The organism is [Rhizobium] kunmingense (assembly GCF_977018605.1).
In genome coordinates, this window is sequence record NZ_CDRNXG010000001.1 from 2,963,987 (window position 1) to 2,977,671 (window position 13,685).

16 protein-coding genes are annotated in these 13,685 nt (G+C 61.9%); 3 read left to right on the top strand and 13 right to left on the bottom strand.

The genetic code is table 11. The features are described from left to right. Positions 1-5 precede the first annotated feature (5 nt). Entirely contained in the window at positions 6-677 is a 672-nt protein-coding gene (locus AC0JZ4_RS14355; protein WP_471887037.1) for a DsbA family oxidoreductase, read from the bottom strand. A gap of 52 nt (positions 678-729) precedes the next feature. Continuing rightward, positions 730-2,550: an extracellular solute-binding protein gene (locus AC0JZ4_RS14360; RefSeq protein ID WP_471887038.1), complete on the bottom strand. Its 1,821-nt coding sequence runs from the start codon at positions 2,548-2,550 to the stop codon at positions 730-732. Positions 2,551-2,830: 280 nt separating this feature from the next. Here AC0JZ4_RS14360 and AC0JZ4_RS14365 point away from each other — a divergent pair, with 280 nt between their 5' ends. Beyond that, positions 2,831-3,469, top strand: a complete 639-nt coding sequence (locus AC0JZ4_RS14365; protein WP_471887039.1) for an invasion associated locus B family protein — start codon at positions 2,831-2,833, stop codon at positions 3,467-3,469. A gap of 168 nt (positions 3,470-3,637) precedes the next feature. On the opposite strand, the gene AC0JZ4_RS14370 is transcribed toward AC0JZ4_RS14365, so the two are convergent. From AC0JZ4_RS14370 to AC0JZ4_RS14395, 6 genes are all read right to left on the bottom strand, one after another. Continuing rightward, entirely contained in the window at positions 3,638-4,885 is a 1,248-nt protein-coding gene (locus AC0JZ4_RS14370; protein WP_471887040.1) for a multidrug effflux MFS transporter, read from the bottom strand. Positions 4,886-4,964: 79 nt separating this feature from the next. Then, positions 4,965-5,297 (bottom strand): Grx4 family monothiol glutaredoxin, encoded by a 333-nt coding sequence (grxD, locus tag AC0JZ4_RS14375; RefSeq protein ID WP_471887041.1) that lies wholly within the window; start codon positions 5,295-5,297, stop codon positions 4,965-4,967. A 133-nt stretch (positions 5,298-5,430) separates the two neighbouring features. Continuing rightward, positions 5,431-5,667 (bottom strand): hypothetical protein, encoded by a 237-nt coding sequence (locus AC0JZ4_RS14380; protein WP_471887042.1) that lies wholly within the window; start codon positions 5,665-5,667, stop codon positions 5,431-5,433. Between the two features lie 4 nt (positions 5,668-5,671). Then, positions 5,672-5,908, bottom strand: coding sequence for a BolA family protein (locus AC0JZ4_RS14385; protein WP_471887043.1), 237 nt, complete (start codon positions 5,906-5,908; stop codon positions 5,672-5,674). Between the two features lie 167 nt (positions 5,909-6,075). Next, positions 6,076-8,283 carry a phosphoribosylformylglycinamidine synthase subunit PurL gene (gene purL, locus AC0JZ4_RS14390; RefSeq protein ID WP_471887044.1) on the bottom strand — a complete coding sequence of 736 codons (2,208 nt, stop codon included), beginning with the start codon at positions 8,281-8,283 and terminating at the stop codon, positions 6,076-6,078. 165 nt (positions 8,284-8,448) lie between these two features. Next, complete coding sequence (locus tag AC0JZ4_RS14395) at positions 8,449-9,867, bottom strand: aminotransferase-like domain-containing protein (RefSeq protein WP_471887045.1); 1,419 nt, start codon at positions 9,865-9,867, stop codon at positions 8,449-8,451. Between the two features lie 84 nt (positions 9,868-9,951). On the opposite strand from AC0JZ4_RS14395, the gene AC0JZ4_RS14400 reads away from it, so the two are divergent. Beyond that, positions 9,952-10,248, top strand: coding sequence for a DUF1127 domain-containing protein (locus AC0JZ4_RS14400; protein ID WP_471887046.1), 297 nt, complete (start codon positions 9,952-9,954; stop codon positions 10,246-10,248). A 194-nt stretch (positions 10,249-10,442) separates the two neighbouring features. Here the strand turns inward: AC0JZ4_RS14400 and AC0JZ4_RS14405 are convergent, their stop codons facing one another. The 5 genes from AC0JZ4_RS14405 to purC form a co-directional block, all read right to left on the bottom strand. Continuing rightward, positions 10,443-10,829 carry a hypothetical protein gene (locus AC0JZ4_RS14405; protein WP_471887047.1) on the bottom strand — a complete coding sequence of 129 codons (387 nt, stop codon included), beginning with the start codon at positions 10,827-10,829 and terminating at the stop codon, positions 10,443-10,445. A 64-nt stretch (positions 10,830-10,893) separates the two neighbouring features. Then, positions 10,894-11,568, bottom strand: a complete 675-nt coding sequence (purQ, locus tag AC0JZ4_RS14410; RefSeq protein WP_471887048.1) for a phosphoribosylformylglycinamidine synthase subunit PurQ — start codon at positions 11,566-11,568, stop codon at positions 10,894-10,896. Further along, on the bottom strand, positions 11,565-11,822 hold the full coding sequence (locus tag AC0JZ4_RS14415; protein ID WP_471887049.1) for a hypothetical protein: 258 nt from the start codon (positions 11,820-11,822) through the stop codon (positions 11,565-11,567). The genes purQ and AC0JZ4_RS14415 overlap by 4 nt, the downstream gene beginning before the upstream one ends. A gap of 19 nt (positions 11,823-11,841) precedes the next feature. After that, positions 11,842-12,084, bottom strand: a complete 243-nt coding sequence (purS, locus tag AC0JZ4_RS14420; protein ID WP_112459135.1) for a phosphoribosylformylglycinamidine synthase subunit PurS — start codon at positions 12,082-12,084, stop codon at positions 11,842-11,844. Positions 12,085-12,102: 18 nt separating this feature from the next. Continuing rightward, the gene (purC, locus tag AC0JZ4_RS14425) at positions 12,103-12,867 is read right to left on the bottom strand and encodes a phosphoribosylaminoimidazolesuccinocarboxamide synthase (RefSeq protein ID WP_471887050.1); all 765 of its coding nucleotides are present in this window, start codon (positions 12,865-12,867) and stop codon (positions 12,103-12,105) included. Between the two features lie 440 nt (positions 12,868-13,307). On the opposite strand from purC, the gene AC0JZ4_RS14430 reads away from it, so the two are divergent. Beyond that, positions 13,308-13,628 carry a DUF1476 domain-containing protein gene (locus AC0JZ4_RS14430; RefSeq protein WP_471887051.1) on the top strand — a complete coding sequence of 107 codons (321 nt, stop codon included), beginning with the start codon at positions 13,308-13,310 and terminating at the stop codon, positions 13,626-13,628. Positions 13,629-13,685: the final 57 nt, after the last annotated feature.

A 13,685-nucleotide genomic window follows, 5' to 3' on the forward strand; every position in this document is an offset into this window, starting at 1 on the left:
ACGGATCAGATCATGCCCTTGCGGGCTTCGGCCTTGAGCTTGGCAATGTCACGGAAGGCATTGGCGAGAACGTCCGGCGTTTGCGCGCCGCTGACCGCATACTGGCCATCGATGATGAAGAAGGGAACGCCGTTGACGCCCATCTTCTGCGCCGCCTCGATTTCGCCGATGACGGTGTCCTTGTCTGCCTCCGAGGCGAGCAGGTTTTCCGCCAGCTCGCGGTCCATGCCGCTTGCCTCGGCAATGTCGGCGAGAACCGCGTGGTCGCCGATATTGCGGCCTTCCTCGAAATTGGCCTTGAAGAGGGCGGTCATGACGCGATCCTGCACGTCGCGGCCCTCCATCGAGGCCCAGTGCAGCAGGCGGTGCGCGTCGAGCGTATTCGGGCCGATCTTGATCGCCGCGAAATTGTAGGCGATGCCGACTTCCTGGCCGAGTTGCGTCAGCATTTCATGGGCGCGGGCAACCGCTTCGGCTCCTCCGAGCTTTTCCTCCAGATAGGCCTTCTGGTCGACACCTTCGGTCGGGATGTCCGGGTTGAGCCGGTAGGGGCGCCAGTTGATGTCGATCCCGACCTCGTCCTGCACTTCGGCAACGGCGAGTTCGAGGCGGGCCTTGCCGAGATAGCACCAGGGGCAGACGACGTCCGAGACGATGTCGATGTTAATGCGCTCCATGGCGGCATCCTTTGAACTGAATATTGGCTTTAAATCGGTGGACACCAGGGGCTTACTGGGCCCGCTGGTCCCACCAGGTATTGAGCTGGTAGCCGTAGAGCGGCAGTGTTTCGGGATAGCCGATATGCTTGCGCCGCGCCACCCATTGATCCGGCACGTGATAAAGCGGCACGAGATAGTGGCCGGAAAGCAGCAGCCGGTCATAGGCGCGCACGGTCGCCTGGAAATCCTCTTCCGAACGGGCCGACAGCATCGTTTCGATCAGCCGGTCGATATCCGGGTCGGCGGTGCCGACGAAGTTGAAACTGCCGTCGCGATCACGCGAGGCGGAGCCCCAGCGGCCGATCTGCTCGATGCCGGGCGACAGCGACGACGGATAGGATTTGAGGATCATGTCGTAGTCGAAGGCTGAAGACCGGGCCTGATACTGAGCATCGTCGACGGTGCGGATGCGCATGTCGACGCCGATCAGCCGCAGCGTGCGCTGGTAGGTGATGGCGAGCTTTTCCTGGTCGACCGTCTGGGTCATCACCTCGAAGGACAGAGGCCGGCCGGAGCGATCGCGCATGCGGCCGTTCTCGATGGTGAAACCGCCCTTGGCGAGCAGATCGACGGCCTGCCTGAGGACGGTGCGATCGGCACCCGAACCGTCGGTCTTGGCCAGGCGGTAAGTGCCGTCGAGGATTTCCGGTTCGATCCGATCCCTGGCGGTGCCGAGGATTGCGAGTTCGCGTTCGTCGGCCGGCTTGCCGAGCGAGGTCAGGGGCGAATCCTGCCAGTAGCTCTCCGTGCGTGTATAGGCGTTTTCGAAGAGGTTGCGGTTGGCCCATTCGAAATCGAAGGCGAGCGACAGGCCGGCGCGGACATTGACGTCGGCAAACAGGGCGCGGCGGGTGTTGAAGGCAAAGCCGAGCATGCCGGTGGGCAGTTGCGGCTTGAATACGTCCTTGATGACCTCGCCGTTATGGGCGGCGGGAAAATCGTAGGCGCGCGCCCAGTGTGTCGGACTGCCTTCCAGATAGATGTCGACCGCCCCCTTCTTGAAGGCTTCGAACAGGGTGTTTTCCTGCAGGAAATATTCGACCGAGATCTGGTCGTAATTGTCGAAGCCGATCTTGGCCGGGATATCGCGGCCCCAGTAATCCGGGTTGCGTTCATAGGTGATGCGCTCGCCGGGGGCGACGGACCTGATTTTGTAGGGGCCGGAGCCGATCGGCGGGGTGAGCGTCGACTGGTCGAAGGTTGCGGGATCGATCGCGTGTCTGGGCAGGATCGGCGTCGAGCTGGCGAGGATCAGCGGGAATTCCCGGTCGGCCCTGTCGTTGAACGTGAAGCGGACGCTGCGCTCGCCGATCTTCTCCATCTTTTCCACCGGGTTGAGGCGGGTGGAGAAGGGGATGCGGCCTTTTTCCTTCAACAGTTCGAAGGTGAAGATGACGTCGTCGGCGGTGACGGGTTCCCCGTCCGACCATCTGGCCTTCGGATTGAGGTTGAACTGGATGAAGGTGCGGGCGTCGTCCATCTCGACGCTTTCGGCCAGCAGGCCGTAGAGCGTGAAGGGCTCGTTGCTGGAGCGCACCATCAGCGGTTCATAGAGAAGATGGCCGAAGATCGTGTCCCACAGGCCGCGCGCCGTGGTGCGCATGCTTTTCAGGATGAACGGGTTGAGGCTGTCATAGGTGCCGACGACGCCGTAGCGGACGGAGCCGCCCTTCTTCGCCGCGGGATCGACATAGTCGAGATGCGAATAGTCGTCCGGCAGGTTCGGCGTTCCGTGCATGGCGATGCCGTGCAGGGCCTGAGCGCTCGCCGGTGTGCAGGCAAGCGGCAGCGGCAATGCCAGACCGAGAACCAGGAGAAGAAGGTGCCGCATCAAAAACCTCGAAGACATTATCGCCGATTCGGCGCAAAATAGCCCAGTCCGGCCTTGCGACCAACCTTTGGAGCCGCACAAAAACCGACCATCACGGCAGTTTGCAGGGTTCAAAACTTGGTGCAGGGGCTGGATATCGGCGTTGCAGCCATGTAACAGGGTCGCAGGGATGTGGGTCATTCAAATGCCTCATTTGAACCTCAGGTGACGCGTCAGTGGACAACCCGAGGGATTGACGGCAGCGGCCACGTCCGAAGGTTTTTAGGAGACGGATCTCGTGATGAATCTCAAGGCTACCAAAGTTATGCGGACTGCCATGTCCGCTCTGGCTCTCACCGCCGGCGCGGCAGCGATGCCGGTCGCGGCATCGGCCCAGCAGGCAGCTCCGGCCGGCGCTCCGCCGCTTGGTTGGTTCAAGACCTGCACGAAGCAGGACGACAGCGACCTTTGCGTCGTACAGAACGTGCTCCTGGCCCAGAACGGCCAGCTGATCACCGCTGTCGGCCTCATCACCCTGGAAGGCAAGGTTAACCGCAAGATCCTGCAGGTTTCGGTTCCGACCGCCCGTCTCGTGCCTCCGGGCGTCGTGATGCAGATCGACGGTGGCCGCGGCCAGAAGATCGATTACACCGTCTGCCTGCCGGACAAGTGCACCGCCGAAATCCCGCTGACCGATCCGATGATCGCCAGCCTGAAGAAGGGAGGCGAGGTGGTCTTCACTTCGATGAACTTCCGCCGCGCGCCGAACCCGATCCGCGTTTCGCTGAACGGCTTCACCGGCGCCTTCGATGGTCCGGCGATCACCCAGTCGCAGCTTGCCGAAAGCCAGCGTTCGCTGGAAGAGGGCATGCAGAAGAAGGCTGAGGAAGCGCGCAAGAAGCTTGAAGAAGCCCAGAACGCTGCAAAGCAGGGCCAGTAAGCCTCATTCGATCGAATTCAGCAAAAGGGCTGCGCTTCACGGCGCGGCCCTTTTTTGTTTGGCGGTATCGCCTGCTTTCGCGATGGCGAGTTGCCGGATGTCGTGAAAAAAGGTCGCCACATGCATGATGTGGCGACCTCGATCGTGGTCAAGACGGTGCAAGGGCCATCAGGCCTTCGGGTTATGCGGCTGGAATAGCTTTCCCTTCTCGCCGATGACGACGAAGAAGAGGCCGATGACCGAGACGGTGAAGAAGCCCGCCACCATCGGTGTTGCCGTGCCGTTGAAGGCCTGGCCGATCGCCGCGCCGATGATCGCACCGCCGACCGTGCCCATGAAGCCGAGCACGGACGAGGCCGTTCCGGCAACATGGCCGAGCGGCTCCATCGCCAGCGAATTGAAATTCGAGGCGATCAGGCCGAACAGGAACATCGCCAGCGCGAAGAATGCCAGGAACAGCAGGAAGGGCATCGGCCCCGGCGACAGGAGCTGGACGCTCAGCCACAGGAAGGTGACCGCGACAAAGCCGACCACCGCCGCATGCGACAGGCGGCGCATTCCCATCTTGCCGACCCAGCGCGAGTTGAGAAAGGCCGAAATCGACATGAACAGCGCCACCGCGGCAAAGGCGACAGGGAACCAGACGCCGAGTTCATAAATGCCGACATAGACCTGCTGGGCCGAGTTGATGAAGCCGAACAGCGCGCCGAAGATGAAGGTGCTGGCGAGCGTATAGCAGAGCGCCACGCGGTTGGTCAGCACGATGATGAAGCCGGAGATGATCGAGCTTGCGGTGAACGGGCGCACGTCTTCCGGGGACAACGTCTCCGGCAGGCGGCGGGCGACCCACCAGGTGACGATGGCGCCGACGACGGCGATGAAGGCGAAGATCAGGTGCCAGTTGCCGAACAGAAGCACGACCTGGCCGGTACCCGGTGCAATGATCGGCACGATCATGAAGACCATCATGATCAGCGACATGACCTCGGCCATTGCCCGACCGCCATAGACGTCACGCACGATCGAGACGGAGATGACGCGGGTCGCCGCCGAACCGACGCCCTGCATGAAGCGCAGTGCGAGCAGGCCCGAGAAGGAGGGGACGAAGACAATGGCGACGGCCGAGAGGATGTAGATGCCGAGACCGATCAGCAGCGGCTTGCGGCGACCGAACCGGTCGGACAACGGGCCGTAAAGCAGCTGTGCCACACCGAAGCCGAAGAGATAGGCGGAGACGACGTATTGGCGGTGATTGGGGTTTTCGACGCCGAGCGATTCGCCGATCTGCTGCAGGCCCGGAAGCATGATGTCGATGGCGAGCGCGTTCAGCGCCATCAGGGCCGCCATCATCGCGATGAACTGCGTCTTGCCCATGCCCTGCAATTTCGCCGGCACGATTTGTGAAGGATTTGTCACAGCTGTTTCCTGAAGAATGGGAAAGGCGCCGCGGGGGGCGGCGCCTTCGGACATGGTCTGCGATCAGCGCGAGGCTAGATCAGGCAGCGCGAACCGCGACCCCCTGGCCTTCGAAATGGGTCTTCAGTTCACCCGACTGGAACATTTCGCGGACGATATCGCAGCCGCCGATGAACTCGCCCTTGACGTAGAGCTGCGGGATGGTCGGCCAGTTGGAATAATCCTTGATGCCCTGGCGGATATCTGCGTCGGCCAGCACGTTGACGCCCTTGTAGTCGACGCCGAGGTAATCGAGGATCTGGACCACCTGGCCGGAGAAGCCACACTGCGGGAACTGCGGGGTGCCCTTCATGAACAGGACGACGTCGCTGCTCTTGACTTCGTTGTCGATGAGATCGTGAATGCCGCTCATGTCTTTATCCTTTCACATGCGGTTTCAAGGACCGCCGCGCTTGTACTTTGCCCTTAGATAGCAAGGCAACCTTATTAATTCCAGCGCAATTGCACCGGGTTCGATGTCTTATTTCAACGTCCGGGTGCTGCGGTCAGCGGCTGCGCTGCTTGCTGCGGCTGGCGGCCGTGCTTCGCTTGCTGACTTGCCGCTTCGCCGGCTTTGCGGTGCGCGACGCCGTTTTGGCGGCAGGGCGGGCTGTGGTGCCGGACGGCTTGGTCGCCGCCCGCTTCTTGCGCTTGCTGGCCGTCTTGCCATGGGACTTGCCGAGCAATTCCTTCATGACATTCTCGACCACGCTCACAACGATCTGCTTGACGAGATCGTTCATGGCGTCACTCCGCAGGTGCCGATGTCTGGAGCGCCAGGGCGTGCAGGACGCCGCCCATGTTGCCCTTCAGTGCCTCGTAGACCATCTGGTGCTGCTGCACGCGGCTTTTGCCGCGGAAGGCTTCGGCGACGACTTCGGCGGCGTAATGATCTCCATCGCCCGCGAGATCGCGGATGGTGACCTTGGCGCCGGGAATGCCGGCCTTGATCATGTCTTCTATATCGCCGGGTCGCATGGGCATTTGGTCATGTCCTTTTTGTCTGGATACTGGAATCGTTCCAGCATCTGTCTTTCCGAAGAACACTGCCTCAAACGCGCGGCGCGGTCAAAGCGACAATGCCGGCGCGTGGTACGCACCGGCATTGTATTTGCTTCTGCTTTGGCTTCGCTAAAAGGCCCGTGACGGGATCAGGCCATGAACGCCGGGAACCAGGCTTCATGGGCAGCCGTCAGTTCCGTGACGGCGACGTTGATGACGCCTTCGACGACGAGGCTGTCGCCGCCGACCTTGCCAAGCGTGCGGAACGGCACGCCGGCGCTTTCGGCGCTGGCGGTGACGAAGCCTGCGAGATCGGCCGGGACGGCGAGGACGTAGCGCGCCTGGTCTTCACCGAACAGCAGTGCATGTGCCGGGCCCTGCTGGTCTGCGAGGCTGACGGTCATGCCCTTGTTCGACGACATCGCCATTTCCGCGAGTGCCACGCCGAGACCGCCCGACGAAATGTCGTGGCAGGCCGTGACCTGGGCATTGCGAATGACGGCGCGGACGAACTCGCCGTTGCGGCGCTCGGCGACGAGATCGACCGTCGGGGCAGGGCCGTCTGTCGATGCCAGAACGTCGCGCAGATAGACGGAGGAGCCGAGATGGTTGCCGTCTGTGCCGATCATGATCAGCACGTCGCCGTCCTTGGCCGCGCCGATGCGGGCCATCTTCTGCCAGTCGCCCAAAAGGCCGACGCCGGCAATGGTCGGGGTCGGCAGGATCGCGACGCCGTTGGTCTCGTTGTAGAGCGAGACGTTGCCCGACACGATCGGGAAGTCGAGCGCGGTGCACGCCGCGCCGATGCCCTTGATGGCGCCGACGAGCTGGCCCATGATTTCCGGTTTTTCCGGATTGCCGAAATTGAGGTTGTCGGTGGCGGCGAGCGGCTCTGCGCCGGTCGCGACGATGTTGCGCCAGCATTCGGCAACCGCCTGCTTGCCGCCCTCATACGGGTCGGCCTCGACATAACGCGGGGTGACGTCGGAGGAGAAGGCAAGCGCCTTGGAGGCATGGCCTTCGACGCGCACGACGCCGGCGTCACCGCCGGGAAGCTGCAGCGAGTTGCCCTGGATCAGCGTGTCGTACTGTTCCCACACCCAGCGACGGCTGGACTGGTTCGGCGAGCCGACGAGCTTGATCAGCGCGATGTTATAGTCTTCCGGTTCTGCGACCTGAGAGGCGGGCAGCGGCGCACGCGCCGTATGCTGCACCCACGGGCGGTCGTATTCCGGTGCCTGGTCGCCGAGATCCTTGATCGGCAGGTCGGCGACTTCCTCACCCTGATGGATGACACGGAAGCGCAGGTCGTCGGTCGTCTTGCCGACGATGGCGAAGTCGAGACCCCACTTGACGAAGATCGCCTTGGCGACCTCTTCCTTGGAGGGCTCGAGAACCATGAGCATGCGCTCCTGGCTTTCCGACAGCATCATCTCATAGGCCGTCATCTGCTCTTCGCGGACGGGAACCTTGTCGAGATAGAGCTCGATGCCGAGGTCGCCCTTGGCGCCCATTTCGACGGCCGAGCAGGTGAGGCCGGCGGCACCCATGTCCTGGATGGCGATGACCGCGCCGGTCTTCATCAGTTCGAGGCAGGCTTCGAGCAGGCACTTTTCGGTGAAGGGGTCGCCGACCTGAACGGTCGGGCGCTTCTCTTCGATCGACTCGTCGAATTCCGCCGATGCCATGGTTGCGCCACCGACGCCGTCGCGGCCGGTCTTGGCGCCGAGATAGACGACGGGGAGGCCGACGCCCTTGGCTTCCGACAGGAAGATGCCGTCCGACTTTGCAAGGCCGGCTGCAAAGGCGTTGACGAGGATGTTGCCGTTGTAGCGCGGGTCGAACTCGACCTCGCCGCCGACGGTCGGTACGCCGAAGGAATTGCCGTAGCCGCCGACACCGGCAACGACGCCGGAAACGAGATGCTTGGTCTTGGCGTGGTCAGGCGCGCCGAAACGCAGCGCGTTCATCGCCGCAACCGGACGCGCGCCCATGGTGAAGACGTCGCGCAGAATGCCGCCGACGCCGGTCGCCGCACCCTGATAGGGTTCGATATAGGACGGGTGGTTGTGGCTCTCCATCTTGAACACGACGACGTCGCCGTCATCGATATCGACGACGCCGGCGTTCTCGCCCGGTCCCTGGATGACGCGGCGGCCCTTGGTCGGCAGCGTGCGCAGCCACTTCTTGGAGGACTTGTAGGAGCAGTGCTCGTTCCACATGGCGGAAAAGATGCCGAGTTCGGTGAAGCTCGGTTCGCGGCCGATCAGATCCAGGATGCGCTGGTATTCGTCCGGCTTGAGGCCGTGCGAGGCGATGAGTTCCGGGGTGATCTGGCGGGAATTTGAGATCGTCATCTTTTATCCTGGAATAGCGGCCGTTCGGGGCTTTTGCGGCCTCTTTAGCCTAACTAATCCGCGAGCGCGACAGGAAAATCAGTCCCGGCAGGCAATGTCGGGGGATAGTCGCGCCGGGGTGGCGGCGGGAGAGGCCGGAATGCGTCGGCATGACCGGCGACAGGGTCAACCGACGCTGTCGTAGCCGGCGGCGCTATTGTCCAGAAGACTTCGCACGACGTTGAAACCCTGCTCGACCTCGGCCCGCGTCTTCGGCGAGGAAAAGCCGAGCCGAACCCGGTGGGTGACCTTGTCCGTGCGTGCCGCCTTGAACTCGTCCTCATCGTCGATCAGGACGCCATCCGCATAGACCGCGTTCTTGAATGTGCCGGAAAGCCAGGGTTCCGGCAGCTTGAGCCACAGGAAGGGGATGTCGGGGTTGGAGTTGAAGTCGTAGCCGGAAAGTATTTGCCGCGCCATGGCCTCGCGCGCGTTGATTTCCGCCTTGCAGCGCTCCCATATGGCCTCCGCCTCGCCGCTGAGCACGAGGCGTGCGGCAAGTTCGGCGAGCAGAAAGGGCAGGCCGCCGGTGATCATCTTGTGGGCGACGCGGACGCGCTGGGCGAGATGCGGCGGGCAGGCGACCCAGCCGCCGCGAATGCCGGCAGAGACGGATTTCGACAGGCCGTCGATGACGAAGGTGCGGTCCGGCGCAAACGCGGCGATCAGCGGAATGTCCTTCTTGTCCATCGCGCCATAGAGATTGTCCTCAATCAGCCAGACATTGTGCCGGCGGGCGATCTCGGCAATCGCGCGGCGCCGCGCGATTGGCATGGTGGCGAGTGTCGGGTTCTGCGCCGACGACATGAAGAAGGCGATCTTCGGATGCTGCTGCACGCAGGCGCGTTCGAAATCATCCGGGATGACGCCCTGCTCATCTGTGCTGACGAGCGAGACGCGGCGGCCGACAAGGCCTGCGGCGCGGCTGACCTGGGAATAGGTCATCGGCTCGAAGACGATCCGGTCGCCGGGATTGGTCAGCACCGTGATGATCGACATGACGCCGGCATGGGCGCCGAGCGTCGGCACGACGCTGTCGATCTGCGGGCTCCAGTCGCCATAGCTCAGCCACCGCTTGCCGGCCTCGTTCCAATGGTCGGGAAAGCTGCGCGTATAACCGGAAGCCTCTTCGGGACAGTCCCGCATGATGTCTGAGACGACCCTTGCGAGGACCTCGTTCTGGCCGAGTTCGGGGGCGGCGGTACTGTCTAGGCGTATCTTGTCTGGCGGGGTGTATAGGGGACGCGTTCCGGCGAGGCTGGTGGAAATCGGGTCGCGCTCCGCATGTGGTCCCACTTCGTTGCGCGCCAGCACATAAGTGCCGCGGCCGACCTCGCCACTGACGAGGCCGCGTTCGTGGAGCAGCGAATAGGCGCGGCTGATCGTGCCGATTGTCACCCCGATATCATAGGCGAGGTTGCGCTGCGGCGGCAATTTGCTGCCGGCGGCCAGATCGCCTGTTTCCATGGCGTTTTCCATCTGGTCTGCGAGGCGGATGTAAAGCGGTCCGGAGCCACTTTCGAGATTGGGAAGCCAGCTTGTCATGGTGACAATGAATACATTGTCACCCTAAGTGAGTCAATGTATTTGGATTGTACCGAATGCAACTCAACCACCCACAGGTGCGATATGCGCAAGTATGATGAATATCTCGCGACAATCGATACAATCTATCCCGACCGCTATGAGCGCGAGACTTACAAGGGCGCGGCCGGGACCTATGTCATCGGCGAGCTTTTGCCGCCGGCCGCGATGCCGGTGCGTGCGGGTGTGATCGCCTTCCTGATCGACACATGCGGAAACTGGCTGGCGCGTCGGACGGGTAGGAAGGCCTTGATGGAGATGGGTGACGATCAGCTGGCCGATATCGGGGTGACCCGTATTGCCGCCCATCGCGAGGCGAGGCGCTCGCGTTTCATGATCTGAGGCCTAAAAGCGTATCGCGATCTTTCAGATTCGTTCTGCGCGCTTTAGTCGTTTGTTTTGGCGCGTGTCTTTAGCTCGAAACCGGCAACCCTTTCGAGCGACACGCTCTATATGGATATTGTCCGCGGCGGCGTGGCTGCGGATGCTTGAGGCCTATCCGGCAATCCCAACCGCCGGATAGGCCTTTTATTGTGTCAGCAATTGCTGTTGCCGGTTGCCCAACGCCTGACGTCCGTACCGATGCGGTTGCCGAGCTGTTCGCTCATCAGCGGGCCGAAGGCGCTCAGCTGTGCGGGGCGGCCTTCAGCCTGGACGACGAGGAGCGGACGGATATCCGCCGAACCCTTGCGGGTCAGAAGAATGCGCGGGCGGCCGGAAAACGAGGTCAGTTCCGGGGCGAAATCGTAGGTGCGGAATGCTGCATCGCCCGACCGGAACCAGCAGCGATTGGCGGCGACCGCCACCTTTTCCATAACGTCGAGTGCCGATGCGCTGGGTTGCGCAACGGGCTTGGCCTGGCAGGCCGCGAGCATGGCGCCGAGCACGGCAACAGAAATGGCATTGGAAATGCGGCAGGACATCTGCTGGTCGTTCCCGGTTGAAGGATGGTGTCCGGTGGCCGGCTTGCGGCCACCGCAACCGCCGTCAGGCAGCGATGACGTCGAGCGCCGATGCGAAGATGCCGCGGCCGTCGCTGCCGCCATGGGCGGCTTCGATCAGGTTTTCCGGGTGCGGCATCATGCCCAGCACGTTGCCGCGGGCGTTGACGACGCCGGCAATGTCCTCGATCGCGCCGTTCGGATTGGTGCCTTCGGCATAGCGGAAGACCACCTGGCCATTGCCGTTCATCGACTTCAGGGTTTCCTGGTCGACGAAATAGTTGCCCTCGTGATGGGCGACCGGGCAGCGGATGACCTGACCCTTTTCATAGGCGCGCGTGAAGTCGGTCTCGGCATTGACGACTTCGAGCTTCACTTCCTTGCAGACGAATTTCAGCGAGGCGTTCATCATCAGCGCACCGGGCAGAAGGCCCGCCTCGACGAGGATCTGGAAGCCGTTGCAGACGCCGAGAACCTTGACGCCCTTTTCGGCCTTTTCCTTAATCGCCTGCATGACCGGCATGCGGGCGGCGATCGCGCCGCAGCGCAGGTAATCACCGTAGGAGAAGCCGCCCGGAATGACGATCAGATCGATGTCGTCGGGAATGCTCGTCTCCGTCTGCCAGACGGTGATCGGCGCCTTGCCGGAAATCTTGGTGAGGGCGGCGATCATGTCGCGATCGCGGTTAAGGCCTGGGAGCTGGACGACGGCTGACTTCATGGCTGTGGTTCAAACCTTGCTTGGGCTTCCTGGAACTCGCGCAGTTCCAGGCGGTTTTCGATACGGTCGAGGCGTAGCTCGTGATGCGTCAGGACCGTGTAGATATTGTGAATGTCCTGATGCATGGAGATCATGGTTCCACGCATCGCATTCATTTCTGTCTTCAACTCGCGTTGGCCGAATTTCAGATCGGATATGTCCGCATGCACGCGCTTCAATAGTTCATACATGAGTTCATTTGTGATCTCGGCCATCACGCGCTTCCCGCAACCTTTAGTCGATTGCGATAGTGTAGTTCTCAATCACCGTGTTAGCCAGAAGCTTTTCGCACATGGCCTTGAGGTCGGCTTCGGCCTTGGCCTTGTCGGCGGTGTCGAGTTCGAGGTCGAAGACCTTGCCCTGGCGGGCCTGGTGAACGCCTTCGAAACCGAGGCTGCCGAGCGCGCCTTCAATCGCCTTGCCCTGCGGGTCGAGAACGCCGTTTTTCAGCGTGACAGTCACGCGTGCCTTGATCACTTTCACTACCCCCAGGGTTTACTTGACGAGAACCGGACCCGTACCGCGGATCGGTTCGTTTTCATTGATGATGCCGAGACGGCGGGCGACTTCGGAATAGGCTTCCAGAAGCCCACCCATATCGCGGCGAAAGCGGTCCTTGTCCATCTTTTCCTGCGTCTCGATGTCCCAAAGCCGGCAGCTATCGGGGGATATCTCGTCGGCGATGATGATCCGCATCATGTCGCCTTCGTAAAGGCGGCCGCATTCGATCTTGAAGTCGACGAGCTGGATGCCGACGCCGAGGAAGAGACCGGACAGGAAGTCGTTGACGCGGATGGCAAGCGCCATGATGTCGTCGAGTTCGGCGGGGTTGGCCCAGCCGAAGGCGGTGATGTGCTCTTCCGATACCATCGGATCGGCAAGCTGGTCCGACTTGTAGTAGAATTCGATGATCGAGCGCGGCAGGACGGTGCCTTCTTCAATGCCGAGGCGTTCCGACAGCGAACCGGCGGCGACATTGCGCACGACGATCTCGAGCGGGATCATCTCCACTTCCTTGATCAGCTGTTCGCGCATGTTCATCCGGCGGATGAAATGCGTCGGAATGCCGATCTTGTTCAGGTGGGTGAACAGGTATTCGGAAATGCGGTTGTTGAGCACGCCCTTGCCGTCGATGACGTCATGCTTCTTCTTGTTGAAGGCGGTGGCGTCGTCCTTGAAGAATTGGATCAGCGTGCCCGGCTCGGGACCCTCATACAGGATCTTGGCCTTGCCTTCGTAAATACGGCGGCGACGGTTCATGATGTTCTAATCTCGTTGTGAGCGCTTGGGGAAGCGCTGTGGGTCTTGCTTGAAGCGGTCCCATAAAGGAAAAGTTTCGTTTTCACAATGCGGGTGCTCCGGAGCCGGGGATTGACCTTGCTCGTGATGAGAGAATCAACCGGTACAGAGTACATCGAAACGGTGACGGTCCGAGCCGTCGTTGCTGCATTTTCCACCGCAGATCGGAGCGAGCCGAGGGGCAGTTTGCGCGCGCATGTTCGGCAAAGGCCGTCGCAGCCGGTCGAGCGTGTCTTCCATCGATCCGTTTAGCCACCGAAATGCGTCTTGAGTTTGTCATCGCGGCGGCTCGCTCATGGAGCGGAATGCCGTTTCGCGCGTTGATGCCGGACAAAATCGGGCTTTGCCCGTCCGTTTCGGCGGACAGGAGGGACCCGAATGTTGCATTCAGGGAGGAAGGCATGCATACGATCAGCATGAGCGACCGGGAAAAGGCGTTCGAAAACAAGTTTGCCCATGATGAGGAGCTGAAATTCAAGGCGTTGGCGCGGCGCAATCGGCTGGTCGGGCTGTGGGCCGCCGGCCTGCTGGCAAAGACTGATGCCGATGGCTATGCGCGCGAAGTGCTGGCCGCGGATTTTCTCGAGGCGGGCCATGAGGATGTCTTCCGCAAGCTGCGAGCCGATTTCGACGCATCCGGCGTCACTGTGAGCGACGAGGAGATCAGGCTGAGAATGGTCGAGGCGCTGGGCGAGGCGACCTTGCAGGTGGAGCAGGAATAGTATCGGCCAGGCCTCGCCGCGGGCGCTTCTTGCGAGCGGCATCTGTGCTTCGTCTTC

Excerpts from the sequence above, each read along its gene's own strand:
- AC0JZ4_RS14355 (WP_471887037.1), bottom strand. The coding sequence starts at position 677 with ATGGAGCGCATTAACATCGACATCGTCTCGGACGTCGTCTGCCCCTGG.
- AC0JZ4_RS14415 (WP_471887049.1), bottom strand. The coding sequence starts at position 11,822 with ATGGCCGAGATCACAAATGAACTCATGTATGAACTATTGAAGCGCGTG.
- AC0JZ4_RS14395 (WP_471887045.1), bottom strand. The coding sequence starts at position 9,867 with ATGACAAGCTGGCTTCCCAATCTCGAAAGTGGCTCCGGACCGCTTTAC.
- AC0JZ4_RS14405 (WP_471887047.1), bottom strand. The coding sequence starts at position 10,829 with ATGTCCTGCCGCATTTCCAATGCCATTTCTGTTGCCGTGCTCGGCGCC.
- AC0JZ4_RS14430 (WP_471887051.1), top strand. The coding sequence starts at position 13,308 with ATGCATACGATCAGCATGAGCGACCGGGAAAAGGCGTTCGAAAACAAG.
- AC0JZ4_RS14380 (WP_471887042.1), bottom strand. The coding sequence starts at position 5,667 with ATGAACGATCTCGTCAAGCAGATCGTTGTGAGCGTGGTCGAGAATGTC.
- AC0JZ4_RS14385 (WP_471887043.1), bottom strand. The coding sequence starts at position 5,908 with ATGCCCATGCGACCCGGCGATATAGAAGACATGATCAAGGCCGGCATT.
- AC0JZ4_RS14360 (WP_471887038.1), bottom strand. The coding sequence starts at position 2,550 with ATGCGGCACCTTCTTCTCCTGGTTCTCGGTCTGGCATTGCCGCTGCCG.
- AC0JZ4_RS14400 (WP_471887046.1), top strand. The coding sequence starts at position 9,952 with ATGCGCAAGTATGATGAATATCTCGCGACAATCGATACAATCTATCCC.
- AC0JZ4_RS14365 (WP_471887039.1), top strand. The coding sequence starts at position 2,831 with ATGAATCTCAAGGCTACCAAAGTTATGCGGACTGCCATGTCCGCTCTG.
- purC (WP_471887050.1), bottom strand. The coding sequence starts at position 12,867 with ATGAACCGTCGCCGCCGTATTTACGAAGGCAAGGCCAAGATCCTGTAT.
- purL (WP_471887044.1), bottom strand. The coding sequence starts at position 8,283 with ATGACGATCTCAAATTCCCGCCAGATCACCCCGGAACTCATCGCCTCG.
- purQ (WP_471887048.1), bottom strand. The coding sequence starts at position 11,568 with ATGAAGTCAGCCGTCGTCCAGCTCCCAGGCCTTAACCGCGATCGCGAC.
- grxD (WP_471887041.1), bottom strand. The coding sequence starts at position 5,297 with ATGAGCGGCATTCACGATCTCATCGACAACGAAGTCAAGAGCAGCGAC.